Consider the following 26,510-nt stretch of genomic DNA (forward strand, 5'->3'; position numbering starts at 1 on the left):
GGTGCCCGGCTTCGCGGGAACAAAAGTCCAAGACCGGCGGGTGGCCGTCCGTGCATAGTCACCGCATGAGTGAGTACGCGCAGGGGATGTACGTCGCCCGTCACGGCCCGCGGCAGGCGCCGCCGGTGTTGCTCATCCACGGATCGGGGGCCTCGGGCGGCTTCTGGAACCCCGTGGTGCCGGCGCTGGCCGCCCGCCATCACCTCATCCGGGTCGACCTGCCGGGCTGCGGCAAGTCGCCGCCCGCGCCGTCGTACGACGTGCCCGCGCAGGCGGGCCGGGTGGCGGCGCTGCTGGACGACCTCGGCCTCGATCACGTCGCCGTGGTCGCGCACTCCAGCGGCGGCTACATCGCCACCGCGCTGGCCGAGCAGCGGCCCGGCCTCGTGGGTTCGCTCGCGCTGATCAGCGCCGGCCCGCGCCCGGACGCGCTGCTCCGGCAGCCGTTCATCCTCCGGGTCCTGCTGGCCCCGCCCTTGGGGCCGCTCCTGTGGGCGAGGCGTTCCGACGCGATGATCCGTAAAGGGATCGGCGCGACAGCCGTGCGCCCGATCAGCTTGTCGGACGAGGTGGTCGCCGGCATCCGTGCCATCACCTACCCCGCGATGCGGACCGTGCTGCGCCGCAACACCGCCTACATCGCCGAGCGGAGCCTGCCGGAGCGGCTGGCCGCCCTCCGGCTCCCCGTGCAGGTGATCTTCGGCGCCGCCGACCCGCGCTGGGATCCGGCGTCGGCGCGCCTGTACGAGGCGGTGCCGGACGCGCGGGTCGAACTGCTGCCCGGCGTCGGGCATCTGCCCATGATGGAAGCCCCGGAGACGGTCGGCGAACTGCTGCTCAGCTTCATGGCGACGAGCCGGCGGCCCTGACCCCGATGCCTAGACTGGCACTGTGAAGCCGATCGGGACGCCGTCCGGCCGGGCGTGGGTGGACGTCGCGGTCCCGGGCCCATCGGTCCGGCTGCCCGGGGTCAGCATGGCCGGGTTCCGCCATCGGGCGCCGGGCGTGGTCGACATCCCCATGGTCGCGTACCCGTCCGTCACCCTGCTCGTCGATCTGAGCGACGGAGAGGGCGCCGTCTACGAGACCCAGGGCCGGCGCGAGCGCGGCAGCGTCGTCGTCGGCCTCCTGCCCGGCGATCTCCGGGCGACCGGGCGGGGAGCCGGCCAGTTGCTTCAGATCCGGCTGGAGCCGGTCGCGGCGGCGGCGTTGTTCGGGGCGTCGGCCGAGCTCAGCGGGACGGTGACCGCCCTTGAGGACGTCTGGGGCCGCGACGCCGGGCGAGCCGAGGACAGGCTGCGCGCCGCCGCGTCGTGGGACGAACGGTTCGCGATCGCGGCCGGCCTCCTCGGCCGCCGGCTGGGCACCCGCCCACCGGTCGATCCGCAGGTCGCCCACACCTGGCGGCGGACGGTCACCAGCCGGGGACGGGTACGGGTCGACGGCCTGGCCGACGAGGTCGGCTGGAGCCGCAAACGCCTGTGGTCCCGCTTCCGGTCCCAGCTCGGCATCACCCCCAAGCGCGCCGCCCGGCTGGTGCGCTTCGACCACGCCGCCCACCTGCTCGCGGCGGGCCACACCGCCGCCGGCGCCGCCACCGAGAGCGGCTACGTCGACCAGTCCCACCTCCACCGCGAGATCATGACGTTCACCGGCCTCACCCCCTCGGCCCTGGCGGCCGCGCCGTGGCTCGCCATCGACGACGTCGCCTGGCCGTCGGCCGCACGGGTGCGGCGAAGCGGCGCCGCCGTCCGAGGAGAAGGGACACGATGAAGTACGTGAGAAGGCCGGCGCTCATGGCCCTGCCCGTCGTCGCCGCGCTGTCGGCCGCCATCCCCGCCGGCGCCGCGCCGAGTTCCGGTGCGACGGCTCTGCGGCTGGAGAGCTACGTCAGCAACCAGAGCTCGATCGGCCTCGGCGTGATCAACAAGCTCGACGGGAGTTACACGCACGGCAACTACGACGCGATCCTGCCGGCCGGGCGGCGCACGGACACCTACCTCGGCTGGAACAAGGCCGACGGCTTCTACTCGGGCGCCGGGTACTGCTCCGACGTCTCCTACTGGAACGGTTCCCGCTGGGTTCTCAAGGGCACAGGGCTACCCGGACTCCACCGCCTGACCGATGACATCGGCCAGGACATCAAGCGGTGGGAGATCCGGGCCTACCGGTGCTGATCCGGGCCCGCCACTGATTCGGGCCCGCTCCTGAAAGGAACCGATCGTGATGCCCCCTCGTCTCCAGCTGACCTCCGTGACCGTCGGCACGTCGCGGCCGCGTGAGCTCGCGCGCTTCTACGCCCGGCTGCTCGGCTGGCCCGTCACCACGGAGGAGGGGCCGGCGCAGGGCGAGCCCGAGGAGGCGGGGTGGACGCAGATCCGGGAGCCGCAGGGCGGGGCCGGGCTCACGGTCGGTTTCGAGTGGGAGCGCTGTCACGAGCGGCCGGTGTGGCCGAGCGAGCCCGGGCGGCAGAACGCCTCGCAGCACCTCGACATCAAGGTCGACGACCTGCCCGCGGCTGTCGCGTGGGCGCTGGAGTGCGGGGCGGCTGAGGCCGGGTTCCAGCCGCAGCACGACGTACGCGTGATGCTCGACCCCGACGGGCATCCCTTCTGCCTCTACCTGTGATCGTCGCCCCCCGCGCGCGGGAAACACGTTTCCGGCCTTCCCGCTCGGTAAGGACAAGGGCTCGCGGGGATTCGACGAGGAAGGCACAGATATGAGCACCGACGACAAGATCCGTAACAAGGCTCAGGAGCTCAAGGGACGGGCGAAGGAGAACGTCGGCGACGCCACCGACGACGAGCGGCTGCGCGCCGAGGGGCGCGCCGACCAGACCGAGGGCGGCCTGAAGCAAGCCGGCGAGAAGGTGAAGGACGCGGGCAAGAAGGTGAAGGACACCTTCAAGAAGTGACCGGCGGGCCGCTCCAGGCCACGGTCAGACCAGCGCCGACCAGGGGGCCGGCGGGCCTGAGGTGAAGAAACGCAACAGCCCGAGGAGGCGGCCGGCCGCCGGAGCGCTCCAGTGGCGCTCACCCGGATGCGGGACGGGGTCGGCCAGCCGGGCCAGGGCCCACGTGAGGTGGTACCACAGCACGCGGGCCTCCCCCACCGGCGCGTCCATTTCGCTGCATTCCTCCCGGTAGCCGGCGAGCACCGCCGGCACGCCGGTCAGGGGCACCTTGGCGAAGTCGGCAGCCGCGTCCGCCCACTGCGCGTCGCCCCAGTCCACGATCCCGCTGAGACGGGACGTCTCCGGATGGACGAGCAGGTTCTGCGGCGCGAGGTCGCCGTGCGTCAGGACGAGGGGCGGGCCGGCGGGCAGATGCTCCGCCAGGCGGCCGGTCCAGCCGGTCAGCCAGCGGGCGGCCTCGGCGTCGAGCCAGCCGCCCGTGTGAAGGTCCTCGATGAGGGCCCGCGCGTCCACATCGCCGTCCTGCACGGGGACGGCGGCCAGCGCGGGCCCGGCGGCCCTGCGGACGCGGTGCAGCCGGGCCAGTTCCCCTCCCACCTGACGCAGCACGTCGGCGGCGCGGTCGGCGGGCAGGTCGAGGCGCGCGAGATCGTCGCCCCGCACCCGATCCAGCACCATGTACGGCACGTCCACCACCGAGCACGTGTCGTCGAAGGCGACGAGCCGCGGCGTCCGCACTCCCGCGCGCACGGCCACGGGGATGACCTCGGCCTCCTTGACCAGGTCCGCGAGGAAACGCGCGGTTCGCGGGATGCGTATCACCAGGTCCTCGCCCAGCAGGAAGGCGTGGTTGGCGACGCCCGGCGGAAGGGGCCGCACCCGGCCGCCGCCGGCCCCGTGCAGGGCAGCGATCGCCGCCAGGGTCTCGGCGCTCGGCTCACGGCCGGACATCGGCATCGGGATCGGCACAGACATGGCCGAGATGGTGACACAGGCAGCACGGGTCCTTCGCCTCCTTTTCCCCGGGCAGAGGTGACGTCTCCAGGACGCGGGCGACTTCCTCAGGACACGGGTGACTGCCCAGGACGCGGGCGACGCCGCGTCTCAGGCGGCGCCGGCGGCGGCTTCGATCGCCGCCACCCGTCCGTCCACCGGCCCGGCCGGCACGTCCACGATCCGGTAACCGAAGGCGCGGTACGTCTCCTCGTGAAGGCGTTCGAACACCAGCGACTCCTCGAACCCGATCCGGCGGGCCGCGGTCGGCTCGCAGAACCCGAGATTGCGGACGAAGAACACGTCCCGCTCATAGACCCCTTCACGGATGATCCGCTCGATCTCGGCGGACAGCGCCGGCGAGATCGGGTGGCCGGCGAACGTGCTCAGGGCGTGCGTGCAGACGGGAGAGCGGTCGAAGAACTGCCACCCCCGCCGAGCAGCCGGGGGAAGCAGAGACGCCCGCCGCTGCAGGGCCACGATCTGGTCGATGAAGGACGGCCGCGTCCACGGCTCGTCCTCACCGCGCGCCTGTTCGGCCGCGATCACCGCCGTGGCGGCCTCCTCGACCGTCGCGTGGCCGAGGGCGGCCAGGCGGTGCAGGATCGTCGTCTTTCCGGAACCGGGGGTTCCGGTGAGGATGTAACGCTTCATCGTCGTACGGCTGCCTTCCAGGCACACGAACGGGAAAAGAGAAAAAAAGGGGGACGGACGCCACCACGGGGAGAGCCCCCGGACCGGGCGGGGTCGACACGCGCGGTCACCGGAAAGGACTCGCCACGACCATACACCCGCCGCGTACGGCTCGCGCGACGACGGCCCCGTCCCGCAGACTGCCAGCAGGAGACTTCACGGCCGCGGGAGGCCCCCGATGCCCACACGCGCGACCCTGGTGCTGGCGGCGCTGCTGCTCACCGCCCGCTGCGCGACCGCGCCTCCCCCGCCGGACCCGCCCGCCCAGGCCGCCCCCACCAGCGGCTGCCAGGCCGCCGCCCGGCTGGAACCCGGCACCCACCGGCTCGGCCACGCGGGGCTCGAACGCCGCTTCCTGCTGTCGGTCCCGGACGGCGACGGCCCCCACCCCGTCATCCTCGACCTGCACGGCCTCAACTCCACCGCGAGCCGCCAGACCGCCTACAGCCGGCTGGCCGAGGAGGGCTCGCGCCGCGGATACATCGTGGCCACCCCGCAGGCCGCCGACGGGCGCATGGGCTGGACGCTGCCGCACACCGGCGGCCCCGACGACGCCGCGTTCCTGGCCGCGCTCCTCGACCACCTGCGGCGCAACCTGTGCGTCGACCCCGGCCGCGAGTTCGCGGCCGGCATGTCCTACGGCGCCGCCATGTCCGCCGCGCTGATCTGCGCCCTGGACGGACGCCTGGCCGCCGTCGCCGCCGTGGCCGGGCTCAACATCGTCCGCCCCTGCGAGCGGGCCGTCCCGACCACGATCGTGGCCTTCCACGGCACCGCCGACCGCATCGTCCCCTACCGCGGCGGCCATCCGCTGCCCGACGCCACCGGCGACCTGCGCGCGCTCGCCGACCTCGTCGTGCTCGACCCGGTGCAGCGGGCGGCGGACGGCTGGGCGGCCCGCCTCGGCTGCGCCGGCCGCACCACGCGCTCCCTCACCCGCCAGGTACGGCTGCGCGAGTGGACCTCGTGCCCGGCCGGCATCACCCTGCGCCTCTACACGGTCGAAGGGGGCGGTCACACCTGGCCCGGCGGCATCGAGCTGCCCTGGCTCGGGGCGACGGCCCGCGACCTGGACGCCACCCGCCTGATCCTCGACACCTTCGACCGCGCGCCCTCCCGCTGACCGCCGGCCCCCGGCGCACCAAGGTCTCCCGCACGGTGAGCGGCGGCCGCGGTGATCATCCGGAGGGGCCGGCGAAGCTCACCCTCGCCGCGATGGCGCGAGAGGTCGGGATGGCCGCCAGGAAAAGCGCGCGTCGTGGAGGTCACCGCCAGCCGGACTTCGCCGCATACCGGGCCGCCGGCCTGGAAGCCGGATACGGGCCGCTCGGGGACCCGATGTGACGACCGGCGGGCGGCTTGCGCGATCAGCCGCGGCTGACCCCCGGGAACGCACTAATCTTGTCGCTCATGAGTCAGGTGGGACAGCCGACGGCGCGCGCGCTCATGCGCAGGCTCGCCGTCGAACAGGCCGAGTGCAGGGTGCCGTCGCTGACGGCGGCGATCGTCCGCGACGGGCGGACCGTGTGGTTCGGCGGGCGCGGGCGCGTCGGTGACGCGGCCCCGACCGCCGCCACCCAGTACCGCATCGGATCGATCACCAAGAGCATGGTCGCCGTCGTCGTCATGCGGCTGCGCGACGAAGGCGCCCTGCGGCTGAACGACCCGCTGGAAGAGCACCTGCCCGGCACCCGGCTCGGCCACCTGACCATCGCCCAGCTGCTCTCGCACACCGCCGGGCTGACCGCCGAGCCGCCCACCGCCTGGTGGGAGCGCACCCCCGGCATCCCCGCCGCCGACCTGCTCGACCGGGTCGGGCCCGAGGAGCTCAAGCACCGGCCCGGCCGCCGCTTCCACTACTCCAACGTCGGCTTCGCCGTGCTCGGCGAGCTCGTCGGCCGGCTGCGCGGCACCACCTGGCTCAAGGCGCTGCGCGCCGAGGTGCTCGACCCGCTCGGCATGCACGACACCACCACCCGCCCCCGCCTTCCGCACGCCACCGGCTACGCCGTCCACCCCTGGGCCGACGTCGTACTCGAAGAGCCCGAGCACGACGCCGACGCGATGGCGCCGGCCGGCCAGCTGTGGTCCACCCCGCACGACCTGGCCCGCTGGGCGGCGTTCCTGTGCGGCGACAGCGAGGGCGTGCTGTGCCCCGACACCCTCGCCGAGATGCGCGAACCGGCCGGAGTCGTCGACGGCGACGCCTGGACCGGCGGGTTCGGGCTGGGCCTGCAGCTGGCCAGGACGGGCGGGCGGCGCCTGTCCGGCCACTCCGGGTCCATGCCCGGCTTCCTGGCCACCGTGTGGGCCCAGCCGTCGGAAGGCGTCGGCGTGCTGTTCATGGCCAACACCACCTCGGGCATGAGCGGGACGCTGCTCACCGACCTGCTCGACATCCTGGACGAGCACGAGCCGCGCCTGCCCGACGAGTGGCGGCCGGTGCCCGCCGACCCCGACCTGCTGGCGCTGACGGGGCTGTGGCACTGGGGGCCCAAGCCGTACGCGCTGCGGCTGCTGCCCGACCGGGGGCTGTCGCTGGAGCCGATCGACGGCGGCGGGCGAGCCTCGCGGTTCGTGCCGCAGGACGACGGCACCTGGCTGGGACTCGACGGCTACTACGCCGGCGAGACGCTGCGGCCGGCCGCCGACCACCTCGACCTCAACACCTTCATCTTCACCCGCGAGCCCTACGACCCGGCCGCGCCGGTGCCGGGCGGCGCGGGCGACTGGTACGCCTGACGGTCGGCCGCCGGGCACGTTCTTTCCGAGCTGTGCCGCGGCTTCGCCACCCCCTATCTTGGAATGATCGTTCCAAGATAGGGGGTCGGCGGAATGCCCGACGTCAAGCACTTCGATCCCGAGGTGGCGCTGGACCAGGTGATGACCCTGTTCTGGCGGCGCGGGGCCGAGGCCACCGGCATCGCCGAGGTCGTCCAGGCGACCGGGCTCAGCCGGTCCAGCCTGTACGCGACCTTCGGCGGCAAGGAGCGGCTGCAGGCCGCCGCGCTGGGCCGCTACCTGGAACGCCAGTCACGGCCGGTCCTCGACGCCCTGGCCGCCGACACCCGCGGCGTACCGGCCATCACCGCGTTCTTCGAACGGCTGGTGGCGGCCCGGTGCACCGGCGAGCACGCCCGCTGGGGCTGCCTCGTCACCAACACCCACGCCACGGCCGGCGGCGGCCCGCCCGAGATCCGGGAAATCCTGGACCGCCACCACGACGCGCTGCGCGCGGCGATGCGCGCCGCGCTGGAGGCCGCGCGCGCCAAGGGCCGGCTCCGGCCCGGCCTCGATCCGGAGGCGGTCGCCGAGGCGCTGACCCTGCAGGCGTACGCGGTCAACCTGCGCTCACGAGCCGGCGCCGAGGCGGACGTCCTGCTGGCGGGCGTGCGTGCCGTGGTCGACGCCTTCACCCTTGCCGAGGAGAGATGATGCACGGATTCCGTACCTATGACGAGAGTGACGCGCCCGAGGCGGCCCGCCCGATGCCGGCGGCGGCCAAGGAGCGGACGGGGTTCGTGACCACCCTGAACGGGGTGATGGCCGAATCACCCGAACTGCTGGCCGGCTACAACGCGCTGGCCGAGCAGTTCGGCCGGTCGTCGCTGCGGGCGGCGGCCAAGCAGGTGGTGCTGATCACGGCCAGCGTGGCCAACGGCTGCGAGTACTGCGTGGCCGCCCACTCCACCCTCGCCCTGCGCGCCCGGGTGCCGGCCGAGGTGGTCGAGGACCTGCGCGCCGGCCGGCCCCTCGCCGACCAGGCGCTGGAGGCGGTCCGCCGGTTCACCCACGCGGTCGTGACCCAGCGCGGCTGGGTGGACGAGGCCGACGTCGAGGCGTTCCTGTCCGCCGGGCACACCCGCCGCCACGTGCTGGACATCGTGCTCGGCGTCGGCATGAAGACGCTGTCGAACTACACCAACCACCTCGCGCACACCCCGCTGGACCCGGCCTGGCAGGAACAGGACTGGACCCGCGCGGACGCGACGGCCTGACATACCGTCCGGCGTCCCTCCGATCCTCGTCAGACGTGCACGGGAAGCAGCGAGGACAGCGTACGCAGCGAGTGGCGCGCCAGCGCGACCGCGAACGGGCGCACCAGCGGCCACGCCGCCCACCCCAGCACCCCGAGCGGCAGCTCCAGCTCCTCGGCCCACACCACGCGGCTGCCGTCCCGGCACGGGCTGACGCGGATCGCGCCGCGGCCGCGCACGATCCGGCCGGTGTGCGTGACCCGCATCAGCGTCGGCGGCTGCCAGTGGGTGATCGTCATCGTGTCCAGGAACCCGATCGGCCACACCCCCGTGTACGCCTCCAGCTCCCGCTCGCCCACCTGGCGGGCCGTCGTCATGAACATCCACTCCTGATGCCTGGGCCAGTCGGTGATCAGCTCGAACACCTGCTCCGGCGGCGCGGGCACATGCGCGGCGGCGGCCGCGTACACGGGTTTCACCGGGTTCCCCCATCTGGTGGCCGATCGGTGGGTCAGGCCCATCCTCGCCTCCGGACGGGGACCGCGCCCGCAGGCGCGCGGGCCGGAAGATCATCGGGGTTGGGACTTTCGTCCCTACCCAGGCGCTCGCGCTCGCGGCAGGGTGGGAGCGTGCCACACCGAACCACGCCGCCCCCACCGGTGACCAGGCGGTTGTCCCGTGCCGAGTCCCTGCTCCTGCTGCGGAACGTGACCTAGGGCCGGATCGCGTTCATCAGCCGCGCGTTGCCGGCCATCCAGCTCATCCCGCACGCCATGGACGACGGGGGCCCTGCTCACCGGCCTGCCCGCCGGCACCGGCCTCACCGCGCTGCTCACCCGGCCCGCACCCATGGTCTACCAGGCCGACCTGCTGGACCCGGCCACCCGGCTGGGCTGGAGCGTCACCCTCACCGGCTTCCGCACCTTCAGCCCGTGACGTATCAGCGACGCCGGAAGAAGGCCGCATGCGTGCGCAGTCGCCGGCGCGGCCGTCACCGCGACAGCAGGTGGAGGATCTCGTCGGCCACGGTGTCGCCGGTGATCGGGTCCGCGGTGAGCAGGCGATACCAGACGGTGCCGAGGATGACGTCGGCCATGACCCCCGGATCGCGCCCGGCCGGGACGACGCCGTGCTCGCGGGCGCGGGACAGCAGGGCCAGACAGGTGTCGCGCCGGTGATCGGTGAAGGCGCGCAACGCCGCGGCGGCGGCGGGGCTGGTCTGCGCGTCGGCCATGAGCAGCCGCAGCGCGGCGGCCGCCTGGGGGGCGTGCGCCTGGCGGTAGACGGATCGGATGTACGCCCTGAGATCGGCGGCGGCATCGTCGCTCGCCGGGGTGTCCACGACGGTGAGGGCCCGTTCGACCAGGGCCTCCGCCAGGACCTCCGACCGGCAGGACCACCACCGGTAGAGGGTGCGTTTGCTCACCGCCGCGCGGGCGGCCAGCTCCTCCATCGTGAATCCGCGCGAGGCCGTCTCCGCGGCCAGTTCGAGCGCGCCGCCGAGCACGTCCTGGCGCGCCTGTTCGTTACGGGAACGGCCCGCGTGCGGGCGTGCCTTCCTGCCCGGCTCGCCCGTGTCCGTCATCGTCCGCCCGCTCCTGACCGCTGGTTGCCCACGATTTGTCGACACGATAAGTTTACACAAACGGAAGCGGCGGAGGAGAGGCACATGGCGACGTTCGTCCTCGTACCCGGCGGCTGGAAGGGCTCCTGGGCGTACGAGGCGGTGACCCCGCTGCTGGAGCGGGCCGGTCATACCGTTCACGCCCTGACCCTGACCGGCCTGCGGCCGGACGACGACGACGCGACGGTGGCGACGGCCACCCTCGACACCCACGCCGGCGACGTCCTGCGGCTGCTCGATCGTGCCCACGTCACCGGCGCGACGCTGGTCGGCCACAGCTACGCCGGGATGGTGATCACCGCCGCCGCCAACCGCGCCGGCGGGCGGATCACACGACTGGTGCACCTGGACGCCTTCGTCCCGCGCGACGGCGAGTCGTGGTGGTCGTCGGCCAACCCCTACTTCCGGGACCTGATCGCGGCCGGCGCCGCGAGCACCGGCTACGCCGTCTCCCCGCCGGGCGGCGGCGACCCCCGCCGCCGTCCCCATCCCCTCGCCTCGTTCCTGCAGGCGGTCCGGCTCACCGGCGCGCACGCCCGGGTCCCCCGCCGGGAGTTCGTGTACTGCACGGGATGGGCGGAGCGGACCCCGTTCACCGAACTCCGCACCCGGCTGCGGGCCGATCCGGGATGGCGCGTCCACGACCTGCCGACCGGCCACGACGCGATGCGTGAAGCCCCGGAGGCGGTGGCGGAGCTCATGCTCGACCGGTGACCTTCCCTCGCCTCGAGGCCAAGCCGGCGCGCAGCCTGGTCACATGGACAAACCCGATCTCACCGGCATCCGGATCATCCACCGGGCGATGCGCGGCGAGCAGGCGGCGGGCGGCCGCGGCGTCGGCGGCGAAGAACACCGCGACCCCCGCCTCCTTCAGCTCCGCAGTATGCCGGGCGCCCTCGGGCAGCGGCTCCACCAGCGGGCGGGTGCGCCGGGTCGGAGATCCACAGCGCCGTCTCCGGCTTGATGAGCAGCTTGGCGGCGAAGGTCTTGGCGGCCGTGGTCAGGCCCTCTCGTAGGTCAGGTTCAGCACGCCGGTGCTGAAGGTGGCGGAACGGGTGAGAGCGAGCGGGATGTTACCGATCCCCTCCTCGAACAGGCGCTTGCCGGAGCCGAGCACGATGGGGTGCACCAGCAGGGTGAGCTCGTCCAGCAGGCCCTCGCGCAGCATCCAGGCCACCAGGGCCACGCTGCCGGTGACGCCGATGTGCTTGCCGGGCACGTCCTTGAGCCGGGTCAGCTCCTTGTGCGGGTCGCCGGCCAGGACGGTGGTGTTCTCCCAGGTCGGGCTGGTCAGGGTGGTGGAGACGACGTACTTGGGCACGGCGTTGAGCGTCGCCGCCATGGGGTCCTTGGCGGCGTCCTGCTGGGGCCAGTGCGCGGCGAAGATGTCGTACGTGCGCCGCCCGAGCAGCAGCGCGTCCGCGGCCTCCATCTGGGCGGCCACCGCCTGGTGCATCTCGTCGTTCAGATAGGGGAAATGCCAGGTCTCCGGCGCCTCGGTCACGCCGTCCAGGGAGATGAACAGGCTAGCGATGATCTTTCTCATGGGATTCCATTCCTTGACAAACAGATTTGTCGGTGAGCTGGGCCCAGCCTCGCACCGACAAATCTGTTTGTCAAGGCGATCGGCGGCGCGCGCCGTCCGCGAAAAGGGTTGGACGTGCGGAGACCCGGGCTTGTAGCGTGCCGTTGACCGTGACACCGCCCGAGGAGGTGAGTCCCATGAACGCTGTAGCGATGTGGGTGCTCCCCCTCTCCGTCACGGCCGGCGATTGACGTAGGTGTCGCCGGGAGCGCCTCGCCACCAAGGCACTCCCGAAAGGCACCACCATGGACTCTCCGCAGTTCCCCGCCGGACCCTCGGCGCACCACGCCCCCGCACTCCCGTCGCCGGAGGCCGGTGCCGCGCCCGCGTACGACGTGATCATCGCCGGCTGCGGGCCCACCGGCGCGATGCTGGCCGCCGAGCTACGGCTGCACGACGTACGGGTCCTCGTCCTGGAGCAGGAGACCGAGCCGAAGTCGTTCGTCCGCATCGTCGGCCTGCACATGCGCAGCCTTGAGCTGATGGCGATGCGCGGCCTGCTGGACCGCCTGCTCGAACACGGACGCAAGCGGCCGGCCGCCGGTTTCTTCGCCGCGATCAGCAAACCCGTGCCCGAGAACCTCGACTCCGCGCACGCCTACCTGCTGGGCATCCCGCAGCCGGTCATCGAGCGCCTGCTCGAAGAGCACGCCGCCGGACTGGGCGCGCGGATCCGGCGCGGTCACGCGGTGACCGGGTTCGAGCAGGACGGCGAAGGCGTGACCGTCCACCTGGCCGGCGGCGAACGGCTGCGTGCGCGTTATCTCGTCGGCTGTGACGGCGGGCGCAGCACGGTGCGCAAACTGCTCGGCGTCGGCTTTCCCGGCGAGCCCTCACGGAACGAGACGCTGATGGGCGAGATGGAAGCGGGCGTGCCCTACGAGGAGATCACCGCCAGGCTCGCCACACTGCGCGAGCTGCCGCACCCCTTCTGGCTCCGCCCCTTCGGCCAGGGCGTCTACAGCGTCGTCGTCCCCGCTGGAGACGTCGGCGACCGCGCGGAACCGCCCGCCCTGGAGGATTTCCGGCGGCAGCTGCGCGCCGTCGCCGGAACCGACTTCGGCGTGCACTCACCGCGCTGGCTGTCCCGTTTCGGCGACGCCACCCGGCTGGCCGAACGTTACCGGGACGGGCGGGTGCTGCTGGCCGGCGACGCGGCGCACATCCATCCGCCCATCGGCGGACAGGGGCTCAACCTCGGCGTGCAGGACGCGGCCAACCTCGGCTGGAAACTGGCCGCGCGGATCCGGGGCTGGGCGCCGGAACCACTGCTGGACACCTACCAGGCCGAACGCCGCCCGGTCGCCGAGGACGTGCTGGACAACACCCGCGCCCAGGCGGAACTGCTGGCCCCCGGTCCCGGCCCGCGAGCCGTGCGCAGGCTGCTCACCGAGCTGATGGACTTCGACGAGGTGAACCGCCACCTGATCGAGAAGATCGCCGCGATCGGCATCCGCTACGACTTCGGCCCGGGCCCCGACCTGCTCGGCCGCCGGCTGCCCGACCTCGACGTGAAACAGGGCAGGCTCTATGACTTGCTGCGCGGTGGCCGCGGCCTGCTGCTGGACCGCACAGAACGCCTGACCGCCGGCGGCTGGTCCGACCGGGTCGACCACGTCGCGGATCCCACCGCGCGGCTGGATCATCCGTGCGTCCTGCTCCGCCCCGACGGCCACGTGGCCTGGATCGGCGACGACCAGCGGGACCTGGACGAGCACCTCTCCCGCTGGTTCGGCAGGCCCGCCGGCTGATCGGGCGCGAGGTCGTCAGGTGATCTTCACCGCGCCGGCACGCCTTCCGGCTCCGGCGCGGTGACGGCGGCGGCACTCCCCGTGCCACTCGCGGCGGCATTCACCGTGTCACTCGCGGTGGCACTCGCGGCGCCACTCGCGGTGGCGCCGAGGATGGCCAGGCAGTTCGTCCACAGCGCGTCGAGGCGCCCGGTGTCGTTGTACAACTTGGCGAAGAGCACCTGGCCCTCAAGCTGGGCGACCACGGATCGTGCGGCCTCGCGGGTGTCGGCGACGGTGACCTCGCCGCGCTCCCTGGCCTCGGTGACGACCTCCTCGACCAGATCGGCCTGCGCGTCGAAGATCTGCTGCAGGCGTACGCGCAGGGCTTCGGTCTGGTTGCTCATCTCCAGGGTCAGGTTGCCGAACAGGCAGCCGGAGACGGTGCCGCAGCTCTGCTGCCCGGCGTGCTGGACGGCCTGGGTCGCCTCGAACAGCCGCCGCAGGCGCTGGAGCGGCGGGTCTCCGGCACCCAGGATGCGGCCCCAGTCGTCGCGCTGGACGGCCCAGTGCGCGTCGATGACGGCCAGGGCGAGATCCTCCTTGGAGGCGAAGAAGTAGTAGAAACTCCCCTTCGGCACACCCGCCGCCTTGCAGATCTCGGCCACGCCCAGCGCGGAGTAGCCACGCAGCTCGATGAGCGTCTGCGCGGCGCTGAGGATCCTCTCCTTGGCGTCACTCGTTCGTCCCATATTGCTAGTGTACGACCGGTCGTCTACTTTTTACTCGACCGGTCGACTATCGGTCCAGGCGGAGACGACCTCCACGTGCCGCAATCCGCCCGACTCCGCGATGTGCCGGAACCAGGCCGCGACCTCCGGCACCGAGTTGACCTCGCGTGCGGACTCCTCGGCCTCGGCCCGGCTGCGCCACAGGATCACATCCAGCCACTCGCCGTCGTCGCCCCTGGTCAGATACGCGGCCAGGCATCCGGGGAAGCGCCGCCGCAACGCCGCCACCATCTCCGGGCGTTCGGCCACCAGCCTGTCCTCGGCCCCCTCGCGCACCCTGAACCGGGCCAGCTCGATCGTCATCGCCGGCGAGGACTCTGGCTCATCCGCTGTCATCGGCTCCCTGCTTCCTTCCGTGTCCCGAACTTCTCCGATCATGCTAGTTCGGGGGAGAGTCCGCGCAGGTCACCGGGTCTGATGCGGCACACGCCGTCCTGGTTTTTGACGATTGTCGACCGGTCGTCTACCGTCATAGACGACCGGTCGGCTAAGCGGCCGTGAACATAAAACAGCGAAGAAGGTCATCATGAACCACCAGGGTCAGAAGGTCGCGGTCATCACCGGCGCGTCGCAGGGCATCGGAGCCGGACTCGTCGAGGCGTACCGCGGGCTCGGTTACGCCGTCGTCGCGATCTCCCGCACCATCGCCGCCCCCGACGACGCCGACGTCGTCGCCATCCAGGGCGACGTCGCCGACCGCGCCACCGCCGAACGGGCGACGAAGGCGGCCGTCGAACGGTTCGGCCGGGTGGACACCCTGGTCAACAACGCGGGCATCTTCGTCGCCAAGCCGTTCACCGACTACACCGCCGACGACTACGCCGCCGTGACCGGCGTGAACCTCGACGGCTTCTTCCACATCACCCAGCTCGCCGTCGAGCGCATGCTCGACCAGGGCGGCGGCCACATCGTCAACGTCACCACCAGCCTGGTCGACAACCCCGACTCCCGTGTCCCGTCCGTGCTGGCCTCACTGACCAAGGGCGGCCTGCAGGCCGCCGCCAGGTCCCTGGCCATCGAGTACGCCACGCGCGGCATCCGCGTCAACGCCGTCTCACCGGGCACCATCGCCACCCCCATGCACCCGCGCCACACCCACGACACCCTCGCGGCGCTGCAGCCGGTGGGCCGGCTGGGAGAGACGAAGGACATCGTGGACGCGATCGTCTACCTGGAGAACGCCCCCTTCGTCACCGGCGAGATCCTGCACGTCGACGGCGGCGTCAGCGCCGGCCACTGACCGGGGCCGCCACATCGGGCGCCATCGCGCCGAAGGCCGCCGCGCCGACAGCCGCACCGGAGGTCACCGCGCCAGGGCCGGCTGTACCTGGGGCCGCCGCGCCGAGAGCCGCTCGCCGATCCGCGTCGTGCGCGTTCCGTTCCAGCGACAGGAGATGACCCATGACCAGCGACCACGACCGGGAGACGATCCTGCGCGACGTCCTCGACCGATGGAAGGCCGGCGTCGACGCGCACGAACCCGAGCGCGTCGCGGCCCTGTTCACCGAGGACGCCGTCTTCCAGGGCCTGCGCCCCTACAGCGTCGGGCGGCCGGGCGTCGCCGCCTACTACGACTCCCAGCCGCCCGGCCTGACGGCCGCGTACCGCATCCTGGAGACCCGGGCCCCGGCCGCCGGCCTCGTCCTCGGCTACCTGGCCGTCGACTTCTCCTTCCCGGACCGGCCGACGATCCAGGTCAACCTCAGCGTGCTGGTACGGCGGATCGGCCAGGACTGGCTCATCGCCCACTACCAGGTCTCCCGGCTCGGCTGAGCACGAAGCGGCGGGGGGTCAGCCGCGCAGCGCGCCGGACCGTTCGATCAGCTCCGTCATGGCCCGCTGGAAGTCGCGCCGCCGCCGTTCGCTCCAGCCCTCGGTCAACTGGTCGAAGACCCGCTCCTGCCAGTCATGAGCCTGATCCAGCAGGGCATGGCCGGACGAGGTGAGCGTCGCCTGACGCTGCCGTCCGTCCGCGTCCGATGGCCGCATGGCCAGGTATCCGGCCTGCGTCGCGGCCTTGACCAGGCGCGACGCGCCGCTCTGGTCGATGCCGATCTCCTGGGCCACGGCGTTGACCGTCGCCGCGCTCCCCCGGCGGGCCAGCGCGTGGACGGCCTCGGCGACGAGCACGAGCCGGCCGCGTTCGGCCATCTCGCCGTCCCCGGCCGGGGGCCGGCGCGACCAGTACCGGACGAACGCGAACAGCGCCTGCCCCGGCCCGCCGCCGCTCACGCGGTGGCCGCCATCGCGTCGCAGATGTGCGCCAGCTCCAGTGCCTGCCTGAGATCCGGCAGCCGCAGGGCGGCGGTCACCTTTCCGCCGCTCACCCGGAACACCGTCGCCACCCGGGCCGGGGCCGGGGAACCCGGCCAGGTGGCGTCCTCCTCCACGACCATGAGGCGGTCGCCGACCGGATGCCACGATCGCGGGCGCAAGGTGATGCCCGAGCGTTCCACCCACTCCGCGAACTGCGCGGGCGTGATCGTCCCAGCGCCCTTCGGGCCCAGGACGACGATCGCGTCGCCGACCGCCCTCGCCGCACGTTCCAGGTCAGCTTCGTTCACGCTCGCGTGCCACTCGCCGATGGCTGCTTCCACTGCCGGTTCCATCCCCGAAGTGTATGCGAAACGCATACATCAAGGGGCGGGAGGGGTGGCGATCCGCCGGGCGGCCTCGACCACGGCGGCGCGGCGGTGGGCGGCTTCCGCGTCGTCGCCGGCGTCGCCGCCGGACAACATCCGGGCGATCTGCGGCGCCGCCGACCAGTAGCTCGACAGGGAGATGATGAGGAAGACCAGGTGGGCCGGCTCGATCGCGTCGTCGATCAGCCCGGCCCGCTGCGCCGCCGCCACGGCCTCGGCCTTGCCGGCGTAGAGCTCGGTACGGGCGAGTTCGTCGGGGATGCCGCCGGTGTCCGACAGTCCCTCCCACAGCACCAGCCGGGCCAGGTCGGGATGGGCCCGCTGGTAGTCGAAGGTCCGGCCGGCGAACTCGCCGACGTCCGCGGGGCAGGTGATGACCAGCGGCACGGCGGTGGCGATCCGGTCCAGCTCGCCACGGATCACCGCCGAGAACAGCTTCGCCTTGTCGCCGAAGTAGTTGTAGACCCGCTCGCGATTGACCTGGGCGCGCTTGGCGATCCGGTCGACGGTCGTGCCCTCCTGGCCGTGCTGGGCGAACTCGGCCAGCGCCGCCTGGTGGATGCGGCGCTTCGTTCCCTCGACGTCCCAAGCCATGCGGACATCGTACCAACACCAACGTTGCAGTTGGAATCAACCGGAGTTACAGTGGAAACAGCAACACGAGCGTTGGAGTTTTTCTGAGGCGCGGACGGCGCCGGCTCCGGCGCCCTACGGACGATCCGAACGTCCCCATCTCTCGGGAGCATGACCATGACTGGCAAGACCGTACTGATCACCGGCGCGACCAGTGGCGTCGGCGCGAGCGCCGCCCGGTCGCTGCTCGACCGTGGCCACCGCGTGACCGTCACCGGCCGGGACGAAGGCAAGCTCAAGGCCTTCCTGGACGAGACCGGCCACCCCGACCGGCTGCTCGGCCTCATCTCCGACGCGGCCGACTGGGAGGCCACCGAGTCCGCCGTGGCCCGCACCGTGGAGCGCTTCGGCGGACTGGACGCCGCGGTGGCCAACGCCGGGTTCACCTCCGTCGACCACCTGCGCAGCCCGGGCTCGACCATCTTCGACGGCGACCCGGCGCTGTGGCCGCCGATGATCCTCACCAACGTCCTCGGCCCGGCCCTGCTGGCCAGGGCCGCCCTGCCGCACCTCGAGGCCGCCGGCGGGCGGCTGGTGCTCGTCGGCAGCGTCGTCGGGGTGAAGAACAGCCCGGCCAACCTCTACTCGGCCACCAAGTGGGCCGTCACCGGGCTCGCCGAGAACCTGCGCATGTACGCCACCACCCGCGGCGTCGGCGTCACCCTCGTCAACCCCGGCATGATCGACACCCCCTTCTGGCAGGACAACGCCCTCCCCGCCTACTCCCTGTCGCCCGAGCCCGTCGCCGCGGCCATCTGCTACGCGCTCGACCAGCCGGCGGGCGTCGACGTCAACACCGTGACCGTCCGGCCGATCGGGCAGCCCAACTGACCTGGCCGCGGCGCCGGCGGAATATCCGGATGCGGCGGGCCTGGGGCCTGGTGTCTGATCGAGGGCATGACGATCGAGATGGGCACGCCCGAGGCCGGCCGGCTCGGCGACGTGACGCGGGTCCTGGCGGGGTGGCAGGACGACGAGGTGCCCGTGCAACTGCATCCGGGCGACGTGGGGTGGTTCTGGCGGTTCGGCGCGGAGCGTACGGCGCGCGCCACGCGGACCTGGAGCCGGGCCGGGCAGCTCCTCGCGGTCGGGCTGCTGGACGGTCCCGACCTGCTGCGGCTGGCGTTCGCGCCGGGAACACTGCGGGACGGGGACCTCGCGCGGCAGGTGGCCGCGGACGCCTCGGCGCCAGGGCGCGGCGCTCTGCCCGCGGGCCAGGTCTACGTCGAGGCGCCGGCCGAGGCCCTGGTCCGGGACCTGCTGGCCGAGGACGGCTGGCGCGACGGCGACCTGTGGACACTGCTCTGGCGCGACCTCGGCGCACCCGTTCCCGATCCCGGCGTGCACGTCGAGGTGATCGGGCCGGAGCAGGCGCACGAATGGGCCGAGGTCGTGCACGCGTCGTTCGAGAAGTCGACGTTCACCGGCGAGCGCTGGCACGCGATGGCGGCGGGCGCGCCGTACGCGGACGCCCGCTGCCTGCTCGCCCGCGACGAGCGGGGACGGGCGGTGGCGGCCGTGGCGGTGTGGTCGGCCGGCCAGGGCAGGCTCGGCCTGATCGAGCCGATGGGGGTGCACCGCGACCACCGCGGCCACGGCTACGGCCGGGCGATCACGTTCGCCGCGGCCCGCGCCCTGCGGGACCTGGGCTCGTCCAGCGTGGTCGTGTACACCCCGAGCACCAACACCGGCGCGGTCGCCACCTACCTCTCGGCCGGCCTGAGACGCGTGTCAGAACGGCGGGACCTGTACCGCGCCGCTCCGTGACGTGCCCCCGGGGCCGAGGCGAGGGAGGGCGTCGGGCCCGGCCCCCGGCAGGAGGTGCCGCCAGTCGGCCGGCCAGTGGGCCAGCGCGATGACGGTCATGACGACGAGGTGCGCCGGCGCGGCCCAGCTCTCCACCGCCGGATCGTGGTTGACGATGTGGGTGGTGACGGCTCCGGTGAGCACGAACATCAGCGTCACGGCCCCCAGGAAGCGGGTACGCCGCCGCGGGATCACGAGCAGGATGGCGGCGATTCCTTCCAGGGCGCCGACCACGAAGCGCATGTAGGGCGGATAGCCCCAGTCGGCGAACTTCACGGCGTACGCGGTGCTGAAGATCGTGTCACCCGGCCAGTACTTGGTCACGGCTCCCAGGGCGAACTGCAGGGCCAGGAACCAGTACAGACCGGTCTTGATGTGCTTCGACATTCCCGTCTCTTTCGATCAGTAGGGGTCTCTTCGTGGGTGGGCTCGGCGCCGCCTGAAACAGCAGGCCGGACGCCGGATGTCACATCGGCGTCCGGGCGCCGGTCACTTCGTATGAAAGGCCGAGACGAAGGAATGTGACAGATGATCGAGCAGGACTGGGTGAGCGAGCGCTTCGCCGAGCACCAGGAGCGTTTGCGCGCGGTGGACTACCGGATGCTCGGCTCATCCGGTGAGGCCGAGGACGCGGTGCAGGAGGCGTGGGCACGGGTCAGCCGCGCCGACACCAGCCAGGTGGAGAACCCGGCCGGCTGGCTGACCACGGTCGTCGCCCGGGTCTGCCTGAACCTGCTCGAATCGCGCCGGGCCCGGCGCGAGGACGCGGCGGGGGCGCTGCCGCCCGAGCCGGCCGTGCCGCAGCCCGGCATCCATCCGCACGGTCAGGCCGGACCGGAGGACGAGGCGCTGCTGGCCGATTCGCTCGGTGTCGCGCTGATGGTGGTCCTGGACACGCTGACCCCCGCGGAACGGCTCGCGTTCGTCCTGCACGACGTCTTCGCCGTGTCGTTCGCCGAGATCGGGCCCGTCATCGACCGGTCCCCGGCGGCGGCCAGGCAACTGGCCAGCCGGGCCCGGCGCCGCGTGCGGGGAACGGCGGCGGTCTCCGGCGCCGCGCAGCCGGCCAGGCGGGACCTGATCGCGGCGTTCCTGGCCGCCTCCCGCGACGGTGACTTCGACGCCCTGCTCGAACTGCTCGATCCGGACGTCGTGGCGTCCGAGCTCCGCGGCGCCGACGCGGTGGCCTCCTTCTTCTCCGGCCGGGCCGAGGCCGCCCGGCTCGCCCTCGTGGACGGCGTGCCCGCGGCCGTCTGGGCACACCGCAACCGGCCGAAGGCCGTCTTCTCGTTCACCGTCGCCGACGGCAAGATCACCAGCATCACCGTCGACACCGACCCCGACCGGATCCGCGGCCACGACATCGTCCTTCTCGGCGGCGCCAAAGACGACAGGACTAATCGGGGTTCCCTAAGGGAACGTTAGGTGGTAATCTAATGGAGTCTCCTCAAGGAACTCCAGAGCAGACTCCAGTCCGTACTCACCAGCGCCAGGAGCCCACCATGAAGCTCGACACCGACGTCCGCGCGGCCCTCGACGGCACCTCGATCGCCCACCTCGCCACCGTCCTGCCCGACGGCGCTCCCCACTCCGTCCCCGTCTGGGTCGGCACGCACGGCGACCACATCGTGATCCTCACGGGACCCGGCAGCCGCAAGGCCCGCAACCTGCGCCGCGACCCGCGCGTGGCGCTCTCCCTGACGGCGGCCGGCAACCCGTTCCAGCCGGTGATCGTGCGCGGCCGGGTCGTCGAGTGGGTCGAGGGCGAGGCCGCCTGGGAGATCATCGACCGGATCGCGGCGAAGTACATCGGCGGCCCCTACACCCGCGAGGAGGAGCGGGTCGTCGCCGTCATCGAGCCGGACCGGCAGCTCGCCGCGGCCTGAACGGCGGGCCCCGGCGCGCCCCGCCGCGCTCACGACTCCAGGAAGTGCAGCACCGCCAGCACCCGGCGGCTGTAGCCGGTCGTGTGCGACAGGCCGAGCTTGTCGAACAGCGAGTTGACGTGCTTCTCCACCGCGCTCTGCGACACGTGCAGGGACTGGGCGATCGAGGCGTTGGTCAGCCCCTGCGCCATCCGCTCCAGCACCTCGCGCTCGCGCGCCGTCAGCCGGGCCAGCGGATCCACCTGCGTGGTACGCGCCAGCAACTGCCGCACCACCTCGGGGTCGAACGCCGCGCCGCCCGCGCCGACCCGGTCCAGGGCGTCCAGGAAGTCGCCCACCTGGCCCACCCGGTCCTTCAGCAGGTAGCCGACGCCCTCGACGTCGGAGCTCATCAGCTCGGTGGCGTAGCGCTTCTCCACGTACTGCGACAGCACCAGCACCTTGATCGCCGGCCAGCGCCGCCTGATCTCCAGCGCGGCCCGCAGCCCCTCGTCGGTGTGGGTGGGCGGCATGCGAACGTCCACCACCACGATGTCCGGCCGGTGCTCCGCCACCGCCGTCACCAGCGCCTGCCCGTCGCCGACGGCGGCCGGCACCTCGTGGCCCTCCTCCAGCAGCAGCCGGATCAGGCCCTCACGCAGCAGCGTCGAGTCCTCGGCCAGGATCACCCGCACGGGAGCACCGCCGTGACCACGGTCGGCCCGCCCGCCGGGCTGCTGACCTCGAACCGGCCGTCCAGCGCCGCCACCCGCCTGGCCAGCCCCGACAGGCCGCCGCCGGACGTCCGCGCGCCTCCGGCGCCGTCGTCGCGCACGCGTACGGCCACCGCCCCGTCCTCCCGTTCGACCTCGACCGTGATGAGCGCGGCCCCGGCGTGCTTGGCCGCGTTCGTCACCGCCTCGCACACCACGAAGTACGCCGCCGTCTCCACCGCCATGGGCGGCCGCTCGTCCAGCCGGCAATCTACCGTGACCGGCACGCTGGAGCGCTCGGCCACCCCGGCCAGGGCCTCGCCGAGCCCGAGCGAGTCCAGCCCGCTCGGGTAGGCCCGCCAGGCCACCTCGCGCAGTTCGGCCAGCGCCTGCTGCGCCTCCTGGTGGGCCTGCTGGAGCAGCTCGGGGCGGCCGCGCAGCGAGCGGCCGATGAGCATCGACAGCCCCACTAGCCGCTGCTGGAGGCCGTCGTGCAGGTCACGTTCGATCCTGCGGCGTTCGGCGTCCACCGCCGCCACGATGCCCGCCCGGCTCTCGGCCAGCTCGGCGATGCGCCGCTCCAGCACCTCGGTCGGGTCGGGGCCCAGCAGGCGCAGCGCCAGGCGGCGCTCCAGCGCGTGCACCCCGGCCAGGCCCGACAGCACCAGGAACAGCGCCACGAACCCGGCCAGCGACAGGTACGCCACCAGCGGCGTCGTGGGCAGCATCCGGTCGAACGGCTCGCCCCGGCCCCACGCCGCCGCCATCCGGACGGCGGTCACGGCCCCGAAGGCCAGCACGAAGAGCACCAGCCCGCCCAGCACCCCGGCCGGCACCCGCGCGGCCAGATAACCCGTCGCCCGGCCACTCTCACGATCGTGCAGCGCGTCCAGCGCGGACGGGTCCAGGCGCAGGCGCCACGCCTCCAGTCGGGCCAGCCGCCGCGCCGACGTCCGCACGTTGGGATTGCCCAGGAACGGCAGCGTCAGCACCAGGAACACCAGCTCGGCCAGAGCGGTGAGCGCACCCAGCGCCACCGATCCGACCGTGATGCCGCCGGCCGCGCCGGCCCGGCGCAACCCGTCACGGGCGGTTCGCATGCCTCCCCTTGCGCCGCTCGGTCAGCCGGACGCCGACGAAGACGACGATCGCCAGCACCACGAGGCCGATCACCACGTAGGTGCCGATGCCGACGTAGGACTCCACCAGCTCCCACTGCTCGCCCAACCAGTAGCCGGCCATCACGAAGATGGTGTTCCAGATGGCGCTGCCCGCGGTGGTCAGCAGTGTGAACGTCAGGATCGGCATCCGCTCCACGCCGGCCGGAATGGAGATGAGGCTGCGGAAGATGGGGATCATCCGCCCGAAGAAGACGGTCTTGCGGCCGTGGCGCTGGAACCACGCCTCGGTCTTCTCGATGTCGGAGGTCTTGACCAGGGGAAGTTTTCCGGCGATGGCCAGGGTGCGCTCACGGCCCAGCAGCGCTCCGACCGCGTACAGCGCGAGCGCGCCGATCACCGAGCCGAGCGTCGTGCACACCAGGACGTCGAGGAGATCCATCTCGCCCTTGCTGGCGGTGAAGCCCGACAGTGGCAGGATCACCTCACTAGGAAGGGGCGGGAACAGGTTCTCCAGGGCGATGGCGATCCCGGCGCCGGGGGCGCCCAGGCTCTCCATCAGTCCAACCAGCCAGTCAGTCATGAGATCAAGGCTATGAAAAATCGGGGAACGTGCGGAATGAGGCCGCTGCCCGTATGACACTGGGGTAAACCCCACCCCATTCGCCCCGTACACTGTACGGCCGTGAGCTCTTCCACGGACCTGGCCCGGCACGCGGCGATCTTCCAGCCCGGCGACCCGCCACGATCGGGGCACGTGGCCTTCCTCGACCCCGGCGGCGATGACCTGATCACCATCGCCGACGCTGAAGAGCCGGGCATCAGGACCGTCCCGGCCACCCTCGTCCCCGTCGGCACGGCGGTGGCTACCCTGGCAAGGGCCCGCAAGGACCCCGGCGCCCACCCGGCCGCCCGCTTCTGGGGCGGCGCCGCGCTCATCGCGCTGCAACTGCTCACCCGCGGACGCATCCTGCCCGGCCTCTCCCCCGGCGACCACGACTCCTGGCGCGCCGGCCCGCTGGACGCCGACGACCTGCAGCGCGTCCGCGAGCTGGCCGCCGCCATGCCCGCCGCCGCCCGCGCCGTCCCGGTGGACGGCGCCGGCGAGCTGCTGCTGCCGGACGCCGAACCCCTCCTGCGCGCCTTCCTCGACGCCGTCGCCGACGCCATGCCGCGCTCGCCCGGCGCCGTCCGCGCCACCGGCGCCGCCGCCTACGCCGCGGTCAAGCCGGTGAAGGTCCCGCACCTGCGCGGTTGGGCGGAGGAGGTCTCGGCCGGGCTGGACGCCGGCCTGCGGCTGTCGCTGCGCATCGAGGCCGACGACCTGTCCGCCGCCGAGTTCGCCGCCGAATTCCGGGCCGTCGCCCAGCTGCACAGCCTGGCCGACCCGTCCCTCGTCGTGGACGCCGCCGACCTGTGGCAGGGCGCCGACCCCGGCTTCGGGCCGCGCGCCAAGATCGAGGCCACCCTCGCCGTCCGCCGCGCCGCCCGCGCCTGGCCCCGGCTGGAGCGGCTGCTCGACAGCGCCGTGCCCGACGAGCTCATCCTGACCGACGGCGACGTCGAGCAGCTGCTGGCCGGCGCAGCCGACCGCCTGGCCGCGGCCGGCGTGGACGTGCACTGGCCCAAGTCCCTGGTCCGCGGCCTCAGCGCCCGCGCCGTCATCGGCGACCGCGACCCCGCGCCCTCCGACATGCCCTCCTTCCTCGGCGGCCACCACCTGACCAGCTTCGACTGGCAGCTCGCCCTCGGCGGCGAACGCCTGAGCGCCGCCGAGATGGACCGCCTGGCCGAGGCCCACCGCCCCGTCGTACGGCTGCGCGACCAGTGGGTGCTCATCGACCCCGAGCTCGCCCGCCGGGCCCGCCAGCGCGACCTCAAGCCGCTGACCGGCATCGAGGCGCTCGGCGCCGCCCTGACCGGCACGGTCGAGGTCGAGGGCGAGCAGGTGCCCGTCGAGCCCACCGCCTGGCTGAACGAGCTGCGCGAACGCCTGTCCGAGCCCGCCGACGCCGTCCGGCCCGACGGCCTGGCCGCCACCCTGCGCGACTACCAGCTCGCCGGGCTGCGCTGGCTGGCCAGGATGACCTCGCTCGGCCTGGGCGCCTGCCTGGCCGACGACATGGGCCTGGGCAAGACGATCACCCTCATCGCGCTGCACCTGCACCGTGACCAGGACGGGAGCGCCGGTCCCACGCTCGTGGTCTGCCCCGCCTCGCTGCTGGGCACCTGGGAGCGCGAGATCTCCAGGTTCGCGCCGGGCGTTCCCGTCCGCCGCTACCACGGTCCGGGACGCACGCTCGCGGACGAGGGTTTCGTGCTGACCACGTACGCCACCATGCGCCTGGACGCCGCCGCGCTGGCCGCCCACCCCTGGGGCCTGCTCGTCGCCGACGAGGCCCAGCACGTCAAGAACCCCGCCTCCGGCACCGCCAAGGCGCTGCGCGAGATCCCCGCCGCCGCCCGCGTCGCCCTGACCGGCACCCCCGTGGAGAACAACCTGTCGGAGCTGTGGGCCATCCTCGACTGGAGCACGCCCGGCCTGCTCGGCCCGCTCGCCACGTTCAGGGCCCGCTGGGCCAAACCCGTCGAGTCCGGCGACGGCGAGACCGCCGAGCGGCTCTCCCGGCTCGTCGGGCCGTTCCTGCTGCGCCGCCGCAAGAGCGACCCCGGCATCGCCCCCGAGCTGCCGCCCAAGACCGAGACCGACCGGCCCGTCGCCCTCACCACCGAGCAGGCCGGCCTGTACGAGGCGGTCGTCCGCGAGATCATGGCCGGCATCGCCGAGGCCGAGGGCATGGCCCGGCGCGGCCTCATCGTCAAGCTGCTCACCGGGCTCAAGCAGATCTGCAACCACCCCGCCCATTACCTGCACGAGGCCGACCCGCGCCTGCCCGGCCGCTCCGGCAAGCTGGAACTGCTCGACGAGCTGGTCGACACCATCGTCGCCGAGGACGGCGCCGTCCTCGTCTTCACCCAGTACGTCGCCATGGCCCGCCTGCTGGACCGCCACCTGACCGGCCGCGGGGTGGCCACCCAGCTGCTGCACGGCGGCACCCCCGTGGCCCGCCGCGAGGAGATGGTCCAGCGCTTCCAGGACGGCAGCGCCCCGGTGTTCCTGCTCTCGCTCAAGGCCGCCGGCACCGGGCTCAACCTCACCCGCGCCGACCACGTCATCCACTACGACCGCTGGTGGAACCCCGCCGTCGAGGACCAGGCCACCGACCGCGCCTACCGCATCGGCCAGACCAAGCCCGTCCAGGTGCACCGCCTCATCGCCGAAGGCACGATCGAGGACCGCATCGCCCAGATGCTCACCGCCAAGCGCTCGCTCGCCGACGCCGTGCTCTCCTCCGGCGAGGCCGCCTTCACCGAGCTGACCGACGCCGAGCTCGCCGCCCTCGTGGAGCTCAGATGACCCCCGCA

General features: G+C 72.9%; 33 protein-coding genes. 18 read left to right on the plus strand and 15 right to left on the minus strand.

Annotated features, from left to right (window positions below; all coding sequences use genetic code 11):
- The first annotated feature begins 65 nt into the window (after positions 1-65).
- From B0I32_RS16640 to B0I32_RS16660, 5 genes are all read left to right on the plus strand, one after another.
- Entirely contained in the window at positions 66-869 is an 804-nt protein-coding gene (locus tag B0I32_RS16640) for an alpha/beta fold hydrolase (RefSeq protein WP_245955858.1), read from the plus strand.
- Between the two features lie 22 nt (positions 870-891).
- Positions 892-1,773, plus strand: coding sequence for an AraC family transcriptional regulator (locus B0I32_RS16645; protein WP_245955859.1), 882 nt, complete (start codon positions 892-894; stop codon positions 1,771-1,773).
- Positions 1,770-2,177, plus strand: coding sequence for a hypothetical protein (locus B0I32_RS16650; RefSeq protein WP_106239863.1), 408 nt, complete (start codon positions 1,770-1,772; stop codon positions 2,175-2,177). Before B0I32_RS16645 ends, B0I32_RS16650 begins: the two co-directional genes overlap by 4 nt.
- A 49-nt stretch (positions 2,178-2,226) precedes the next feature.
- Positions 2,227-2,628, plus strand: a complete 402-nt coding sequence (locus B0I32_RS16655; RefSeq protein ID WP_106239864.1) for a VOC family protein — start codon at positions 2,227-2,229, stop codon at positions 2,626-2,628.
- A 91-nt stretch (positions 2,629-2,719) separates the two neighbouring features.
- Positions 2,720-2,914 (plus strand): CsbD family protein, encoded by a 195-nt coding sequence (locus tag B0I32_RS16660; RefSeq protein ID WP_106239867.1) that lies wholly within the window; start codon positions 2,720-2,722, stop codon positions 2,912-2,914.
- 24 nt (positions 2,915-2,938) lie between these two features.
- On the opposite strand, the gene B0I32_RS16665 is transcribed toward B0I32_RS16660, so the two are convergent.
- Both B0I32_RS16665 and B0I32_RS16670 read right to left on the minus strand, forming a co-directional pair.
- Positions 2,939-3,889, minus strand: a complete 951-nt coding sequence (locus B0I32_RS16665; RefSeq protein ID WP_106239869.1) for a phosphotransferase family protein — start codon at positions 3,887-3,889, stop codon at positions 2,939-2,941.
- Positions 3,890-4,018: 129 nt separating this feature from the next.
- Complete coding sequence (locus B0I32_RS16670) at positions 4,019-4,561, minus strand: AAA family ATPase (protein WP_106239871.1); 543 nt, start codon at positions 4,559-4,561, stop codon at positions 4,019-4,021.
- Positions 4,562-4,778: 217 nt separating this feature from the next.
- Between B0I32_RS16670 and B0I32_RS16675 the strand changes: the two genes are divergently transcribed.
- The 4 genes from B0I32_RS16675 to B0I32_RS16690 all read left to right on the plus strand — a co-directional run bounded on the left by B0I32_RS16675 (position 4,779) and on the right by B0I32_RS16690 (position 8,598).
- On the plus strand, positions 4,779-5,723 hold the full coding sequence (locus B0I32_RS16675) for a CE1 family esterase (protein WP_106239874.1): 945 nt from the start codon (positions 4,779-4,781) through the stop codon (positions 5,721-5,723).
- A 287-nt stretch (positions 5,724-6,010) separates the two neighbouring features.
- On the plus strand, positions 6,011-7,342 hold the full coding sequence (locus B0I32_RS16680) for a serine hydrolase domain-containing protein (RefSeq protein ID WP_106239875.1): 1,332 nt from the start codon (positions 6,011-6,013) through the stop codon (positions 7,340-7,342).
- Positions 7,343-7,435: 93 nt separating this feature from the next.
- On the plus strand, positions 7,436-8,035 hold the full coding sequence (locus tag B0I32_RS16685; protein ID WP_106239878.1) for a TetR/AcrR family transcriptional regulator: 600 nt from the start codon (positions 7,436-7,438) through the stop codon (positions 8,033-8,035).
- Positions 8,032-8,598 carry a carboxymuconolactone decarboxylase family protein gene (locus tag B0I32_RS16690; protein WP_219911842.1) on the plus strand — a complete coding sequence of 189 codons (567 nt, stop codon included), beginning with the start codon at positions 8,032-8,034 and terminating at the stop codon, positions 8,596-8,598. Before B0I32_RS16685 ends, B0I32_RS16690 begins: the two co-directional genes overlap by 4 nt.
- A 29-nt stretch (positions 8,599-8,627) precedes the next feature.
- Here the strand turns inward: B0I32_RS16690 and B0I32_RS16695 are convergent, their stop codons facing one another.
- Both B0I32_RS16695 and B0I32_RS56475 read right to left on the minus strand, forming a co-directional pair.
- Positions 8,628-9,056 (minus strand): SRPBCC family protein, encoded by a 429-nt coding sequence (locus B0I32_RS16695; protein WP_245955860.1) that lies wholly within the window; start codon positions 9,054-9,056, stop codon positions 8,628-8,630.
- Between the two features lie 512 nt (positions 9,057-9,568).
- Complete coding sequence (locus tag B0I32_RS56475) at positions 9,569-10,162, minus strand: TetR/AcrR family transcriptional regulator (RefSeq protein ID WP_181307461.1); 594 nt, start codon at positions 10,160-10,162, stop codon at positions 9,569-9,571.
- An 84-nt stretch (positions 10,163-10,246) separates the two neighbouring features.
- Between B0I32_RS56475 and B0I32_RS16705 the strand changes: the two genes are divergently transcribed.
- A complete protein-coding gene (locus B0I32_RS16705; protein WP_106239883.1) occupies positions 10,247-10,915 on the plus strand; it encodes an alpha/beta fold hydrolase in 669 nt (222 codons plus the stop codon).
- On the opposite strand, the gene B0I32_RS16710 is transcribed toward B0I32_RS16705, so the two are convergent.
- Together B0I32_RS16710 and B0I32_RS16715 are read right to left on the minus strand one after the other, a co-directional pair.
- Positions 10,899-11,114, minus strand: coding sequence for a hypothetical protein (locus B0I32_RS16710; protein WP_106239886.1), 216 nt, complete (start codon positions 11,112-11,114; stop codon positions 10,899-10,901). The genes B0I32_RS16705 and B0I32_RS16710 overlap by 17 nt on opposite strands.
- Before the next feature lie 87 nt (positions 11,115-11,201).
- The gene (locus B0I32_RS16715; RefSeq protein ID WP_106239888.1) at positions 11,202-11,747 is read right to left on the minus strand and encodes a dihydrofolate reductase family protein; all 546 of its coding nucleotides are present in this window, start codon (positions 11,745-11,747) and stop codon (positions 11,202-11,204) included.
- Between the two features lie 407 nt (positions 11,748-12,154).
- On the opposite strand from B0I32_RS16715, the gene B0I32_RS16720 reads away from it, so the two are divergent.
- Positions 12,155-13,537 (plus strand): FAD-dependent monooxygenase, encoded by a 1,383-nt coding sequence (locus B0I32_RS16720; protein ID WP_245955870.1) that lies wholly within the window; start codon positions 12,155-12,157, stop codon positions 13,535-13,537.
- Positions 13,538-13,563: 26 nt separating this feature from the next.
- Here the strand turns inward: B0I32_RS16720 and B0I32_RS16725 are convergent, their stop codons facing one another.
- Positions 13,564-14,268, minus strand: coding sequence for a TetR/AcrR family transcriptional regulator (locus B0I32_RS16725; protein ID WP_106239893.1), 705 nt, complete (start codon positions 14,266-14,268; stop codon positions 13,564-13,566).
- Between the two features lie 30 nt (positions 14,269-14,298).
- Positions 14,299-14,643 carry an antibiotic biosynthesis monooxygenase gene (locus tag B0I32_RS16730; protein ID WP_181307463.1) on the minus strand — a complete coding sequence of 115 codons (345 nt, stop codon included), beginning with the start codon at positions 14,641-14,643 and terminating at the stop codon, positions 14,299-14,301.
- A 190-nt stretch (positions 14,644-14,833) separates the two neighbouring features.
- Here B0I32_RS16730 and B0I32_RS16735 point away from each other — a divergent pair, with 190 nt between their 5' ends.
- Both B0I32_RS16735 and B0I32_RS16740 read left to right on the plus strand, forming a co-directional pair.
- Positions 14,834-15,547: an SDR family NAD(P)-dependent oxidoreductase gene (locus B0I32_RS16735; protein ID WP_106239897.1), complete on the plus strand. Its 714-nt coding sequence runs from the start codon at positions 14,834-14,836 to the stop codon at positions 15,545-15,547.
- 161 nt (positions 15,548-15,708) lie between these two features.
- Positions 15,709-16,080 (plus strand): YybH family protein, encoded by a 372-nt coding sequence (locus B0I32_RS16740; RefSeq protein ID WP_106239900.1) that lies wholly within the window; start codon positions 15,709-15,711, stop codon positions 16,078-16,080.
- 18 nt (positions 16,081-16,098) lie between these two features.
- On the opposite strand, the gene B0I32_RS16745 is transcribed toward B0I32_RS16740, so the two are convergent.
- From B0I32_RS16745 to B0I32_RS16755, 3 genes are read right to left on the minus strand one after another with little or no spacing between them, the layout of a single operon-like run.
- Positions 16,099-16,539 carry a MarR family winged helix-turn-helix transcriptional regulator gene (locus tag B0I32_RS16745; protein WP_106239903.1) on the minus strand — a complete coding sequence of 147 codons (441 nt, stop codon included), beginning with the start codon at positions 16,537-16,539 and terminating at the stop codon, positions 16,099-16,101.
- Positions 16,536-16,916 (minus strand): hypothetical protein, encoded by a 381-nt coding sequence (locus B0I32_RS16750; RefSeq protein ID WP_106239904.1) that lies wholly within the window; start codon positions 16,914-16,916, stop codon positions 16,536-16,538. The genes B0I32_RS16745 and B0I32_RS16750 overlap by 4 nt, the downstream gene beginning before the upstream one ends.
- 27 nt (positions 16,917-16,943) lie before the next feature.
- Entirely contained in the window at positions 16,944-17,543 is a 600-nt protein-coding gene (locus B0I32_RS16755; protein WP_106239907.1) for a TetR/AcrR family transcriptional regulator, read from the minus strand.
- Between the two features lie 156 nt (positions 17,544-17,699).
- On the opposite strand from B0I32_RS16755, the gene B0I32_RS16760 reads away from it, so the two are divergent.
- Together B0I32_RS16760 and B0I32_RS16765 are read left to right on the plus strand one after the other, a co-directional pair.
- The gene (locus tag B0I32_RS16760; protein ID WP_106240189.1) at positions 17,700-18,413 is read left to right on the plus strand and encodes an SDR family oxidoreductase; all 714 of its coding nucleotides are present in this window, start codon (positions 17,700-17,702) and stop codon (positions 18,411-18,413) included.
- 66 nt (positions 18,414-18,479) lie between these two features.
- Positions 18,480-19,349 (plus strand): GNAT family N-acetyltransferase, encoded by an 870-nt coding sequence (locus B0I32_RS16765; RefSeq protein WP_106239908.1) that lies wholly within the window; start codon positions 18,480-18,482, stop codon positions 19,347-19,349.
- Here the strand turns inward: B0I32_RS16765 and B0I32_RS16770 are convergent.
- The gene (locus B0I32_RS16770) at positions 19,314-19,775 is read right to left on the minus strand and encodes a DoxX family protein (protein WP_106239911.1); all 462 of its coding nucleotides are present in this window, start codon (positions 19,773-19,775) and stop codon (positions 19,314-19,316) included. The two genes, B0I32_RS16765 and B0I32_RS16770, sit on opposite strands and share 36 nt — an antisense overlap.
- Positions 19,776-19,916: 141 nt before the next feature.
- On the opposite strand from B0I32_RS16770, the gene B0I32_RS16775 reads away from it, so the two are divergent.
- Both B0I32_RS16775 and B0I32_RS16780 read left to right on the plus strand, forming a co-directional pair.
- Positions 19,917-20,813 carry a sigma-70 family RNA polymerase sigma factor gene (locus B0I32_RS16775; RefSeq protein ID WP_106239913.1) on the plus strand — a complete coding sequence of 299 codons (897 nt, stop codon included), beginning with the start codon at positions 19,917-19,919 and terminating at the stop codon, positions 20,811-20,813.
- A 77-nt stretch (positions 20,814-20,890) separates the two neighbouring features.
- A complete protein-coding gene (locus B0I32_RS16780) occupies positions 20,891-21,274 on the plus strand; it encodes a PPOX class F420-dependent oxidoreductase (RefSeq protein WP_106239915.1) in 384 nt (127 codons plus the stop codon).
- A gap of 29 nt (positions 21,275-21,303) precedes the next feature.
- On the opposite strand, the gene B0I32_RS16785 is transcribed toward B0I32_RS16780, so the two are convergent.
- From B0I32_RS16785 to B0I32_RS16795, 3 genes are read right to left on the minus strand one after another with little or no spacing between them, the layout of a single operon-like run.
- Positions 21,304-21,948, minus strand: coding sequence for a response regulator (locus B0I32_RS16785; RefSeq protein WP_106239917.1), 645 nt, complete (start codon positions 21,946-21,948; stop codon positions 21,304-21,306).
- On the minus strand, positions 21,939-23,066 hold the full coding sequence (locus B0I32_RS16790) for a sensor histidine kinase (protein ID WP_106239919.1): 1,128 nt from the start codon (positions 23,064-23,066) through the stop codon (positions 21,939-21,941). Before B0I32_RS16790 ends, B0I32_RS16785 begins: the two co-directional genes overlap by 10 nt.
- Complete coding sequence (locus tag B0I32_RS16795; RefSeq protein WP_106239921.1) at positions 23,050-23,667, minus strand: DedA family protein; 618 nt, start codon at positions 23,665-23,667, stop codon at positions 23,050-23,052. The genes B0I32_RS16790 and B0I32_RS16795 overlap by 17 nt, the downstream gene beginning before the upstream one ends.
- Before the next feature lie 102 nt (positions 23,668-23,769).
- Here B0I32_RS16795 and B0I32_RS16800 point away from each other — a divergent pair, with 102 nt between their 5' ends.
- Entirely contained in the window at positions 23,770-26,502 is a 2,733-nt protein-coding gene (locus B0I32_RS16800) for a DEAD/DEAH box helicase (RefSeq protein ID WP_219911844.1), read from the plus strand.
- Positions 26,503-26,510: the final 8 nt, after the last annotated feature.

The sequence above is a fragment of the Nonomuraea fuscirosea genome, assembly GCF_003001935.1.
GTDB classification, from domain to species: domain Bacteria; phylum Actinomycetota; class Actinomycetes; order Streptosporangiales; family Streptosporangiaceae; genus Nonomuraea; species Nonomuraea fuscirosea.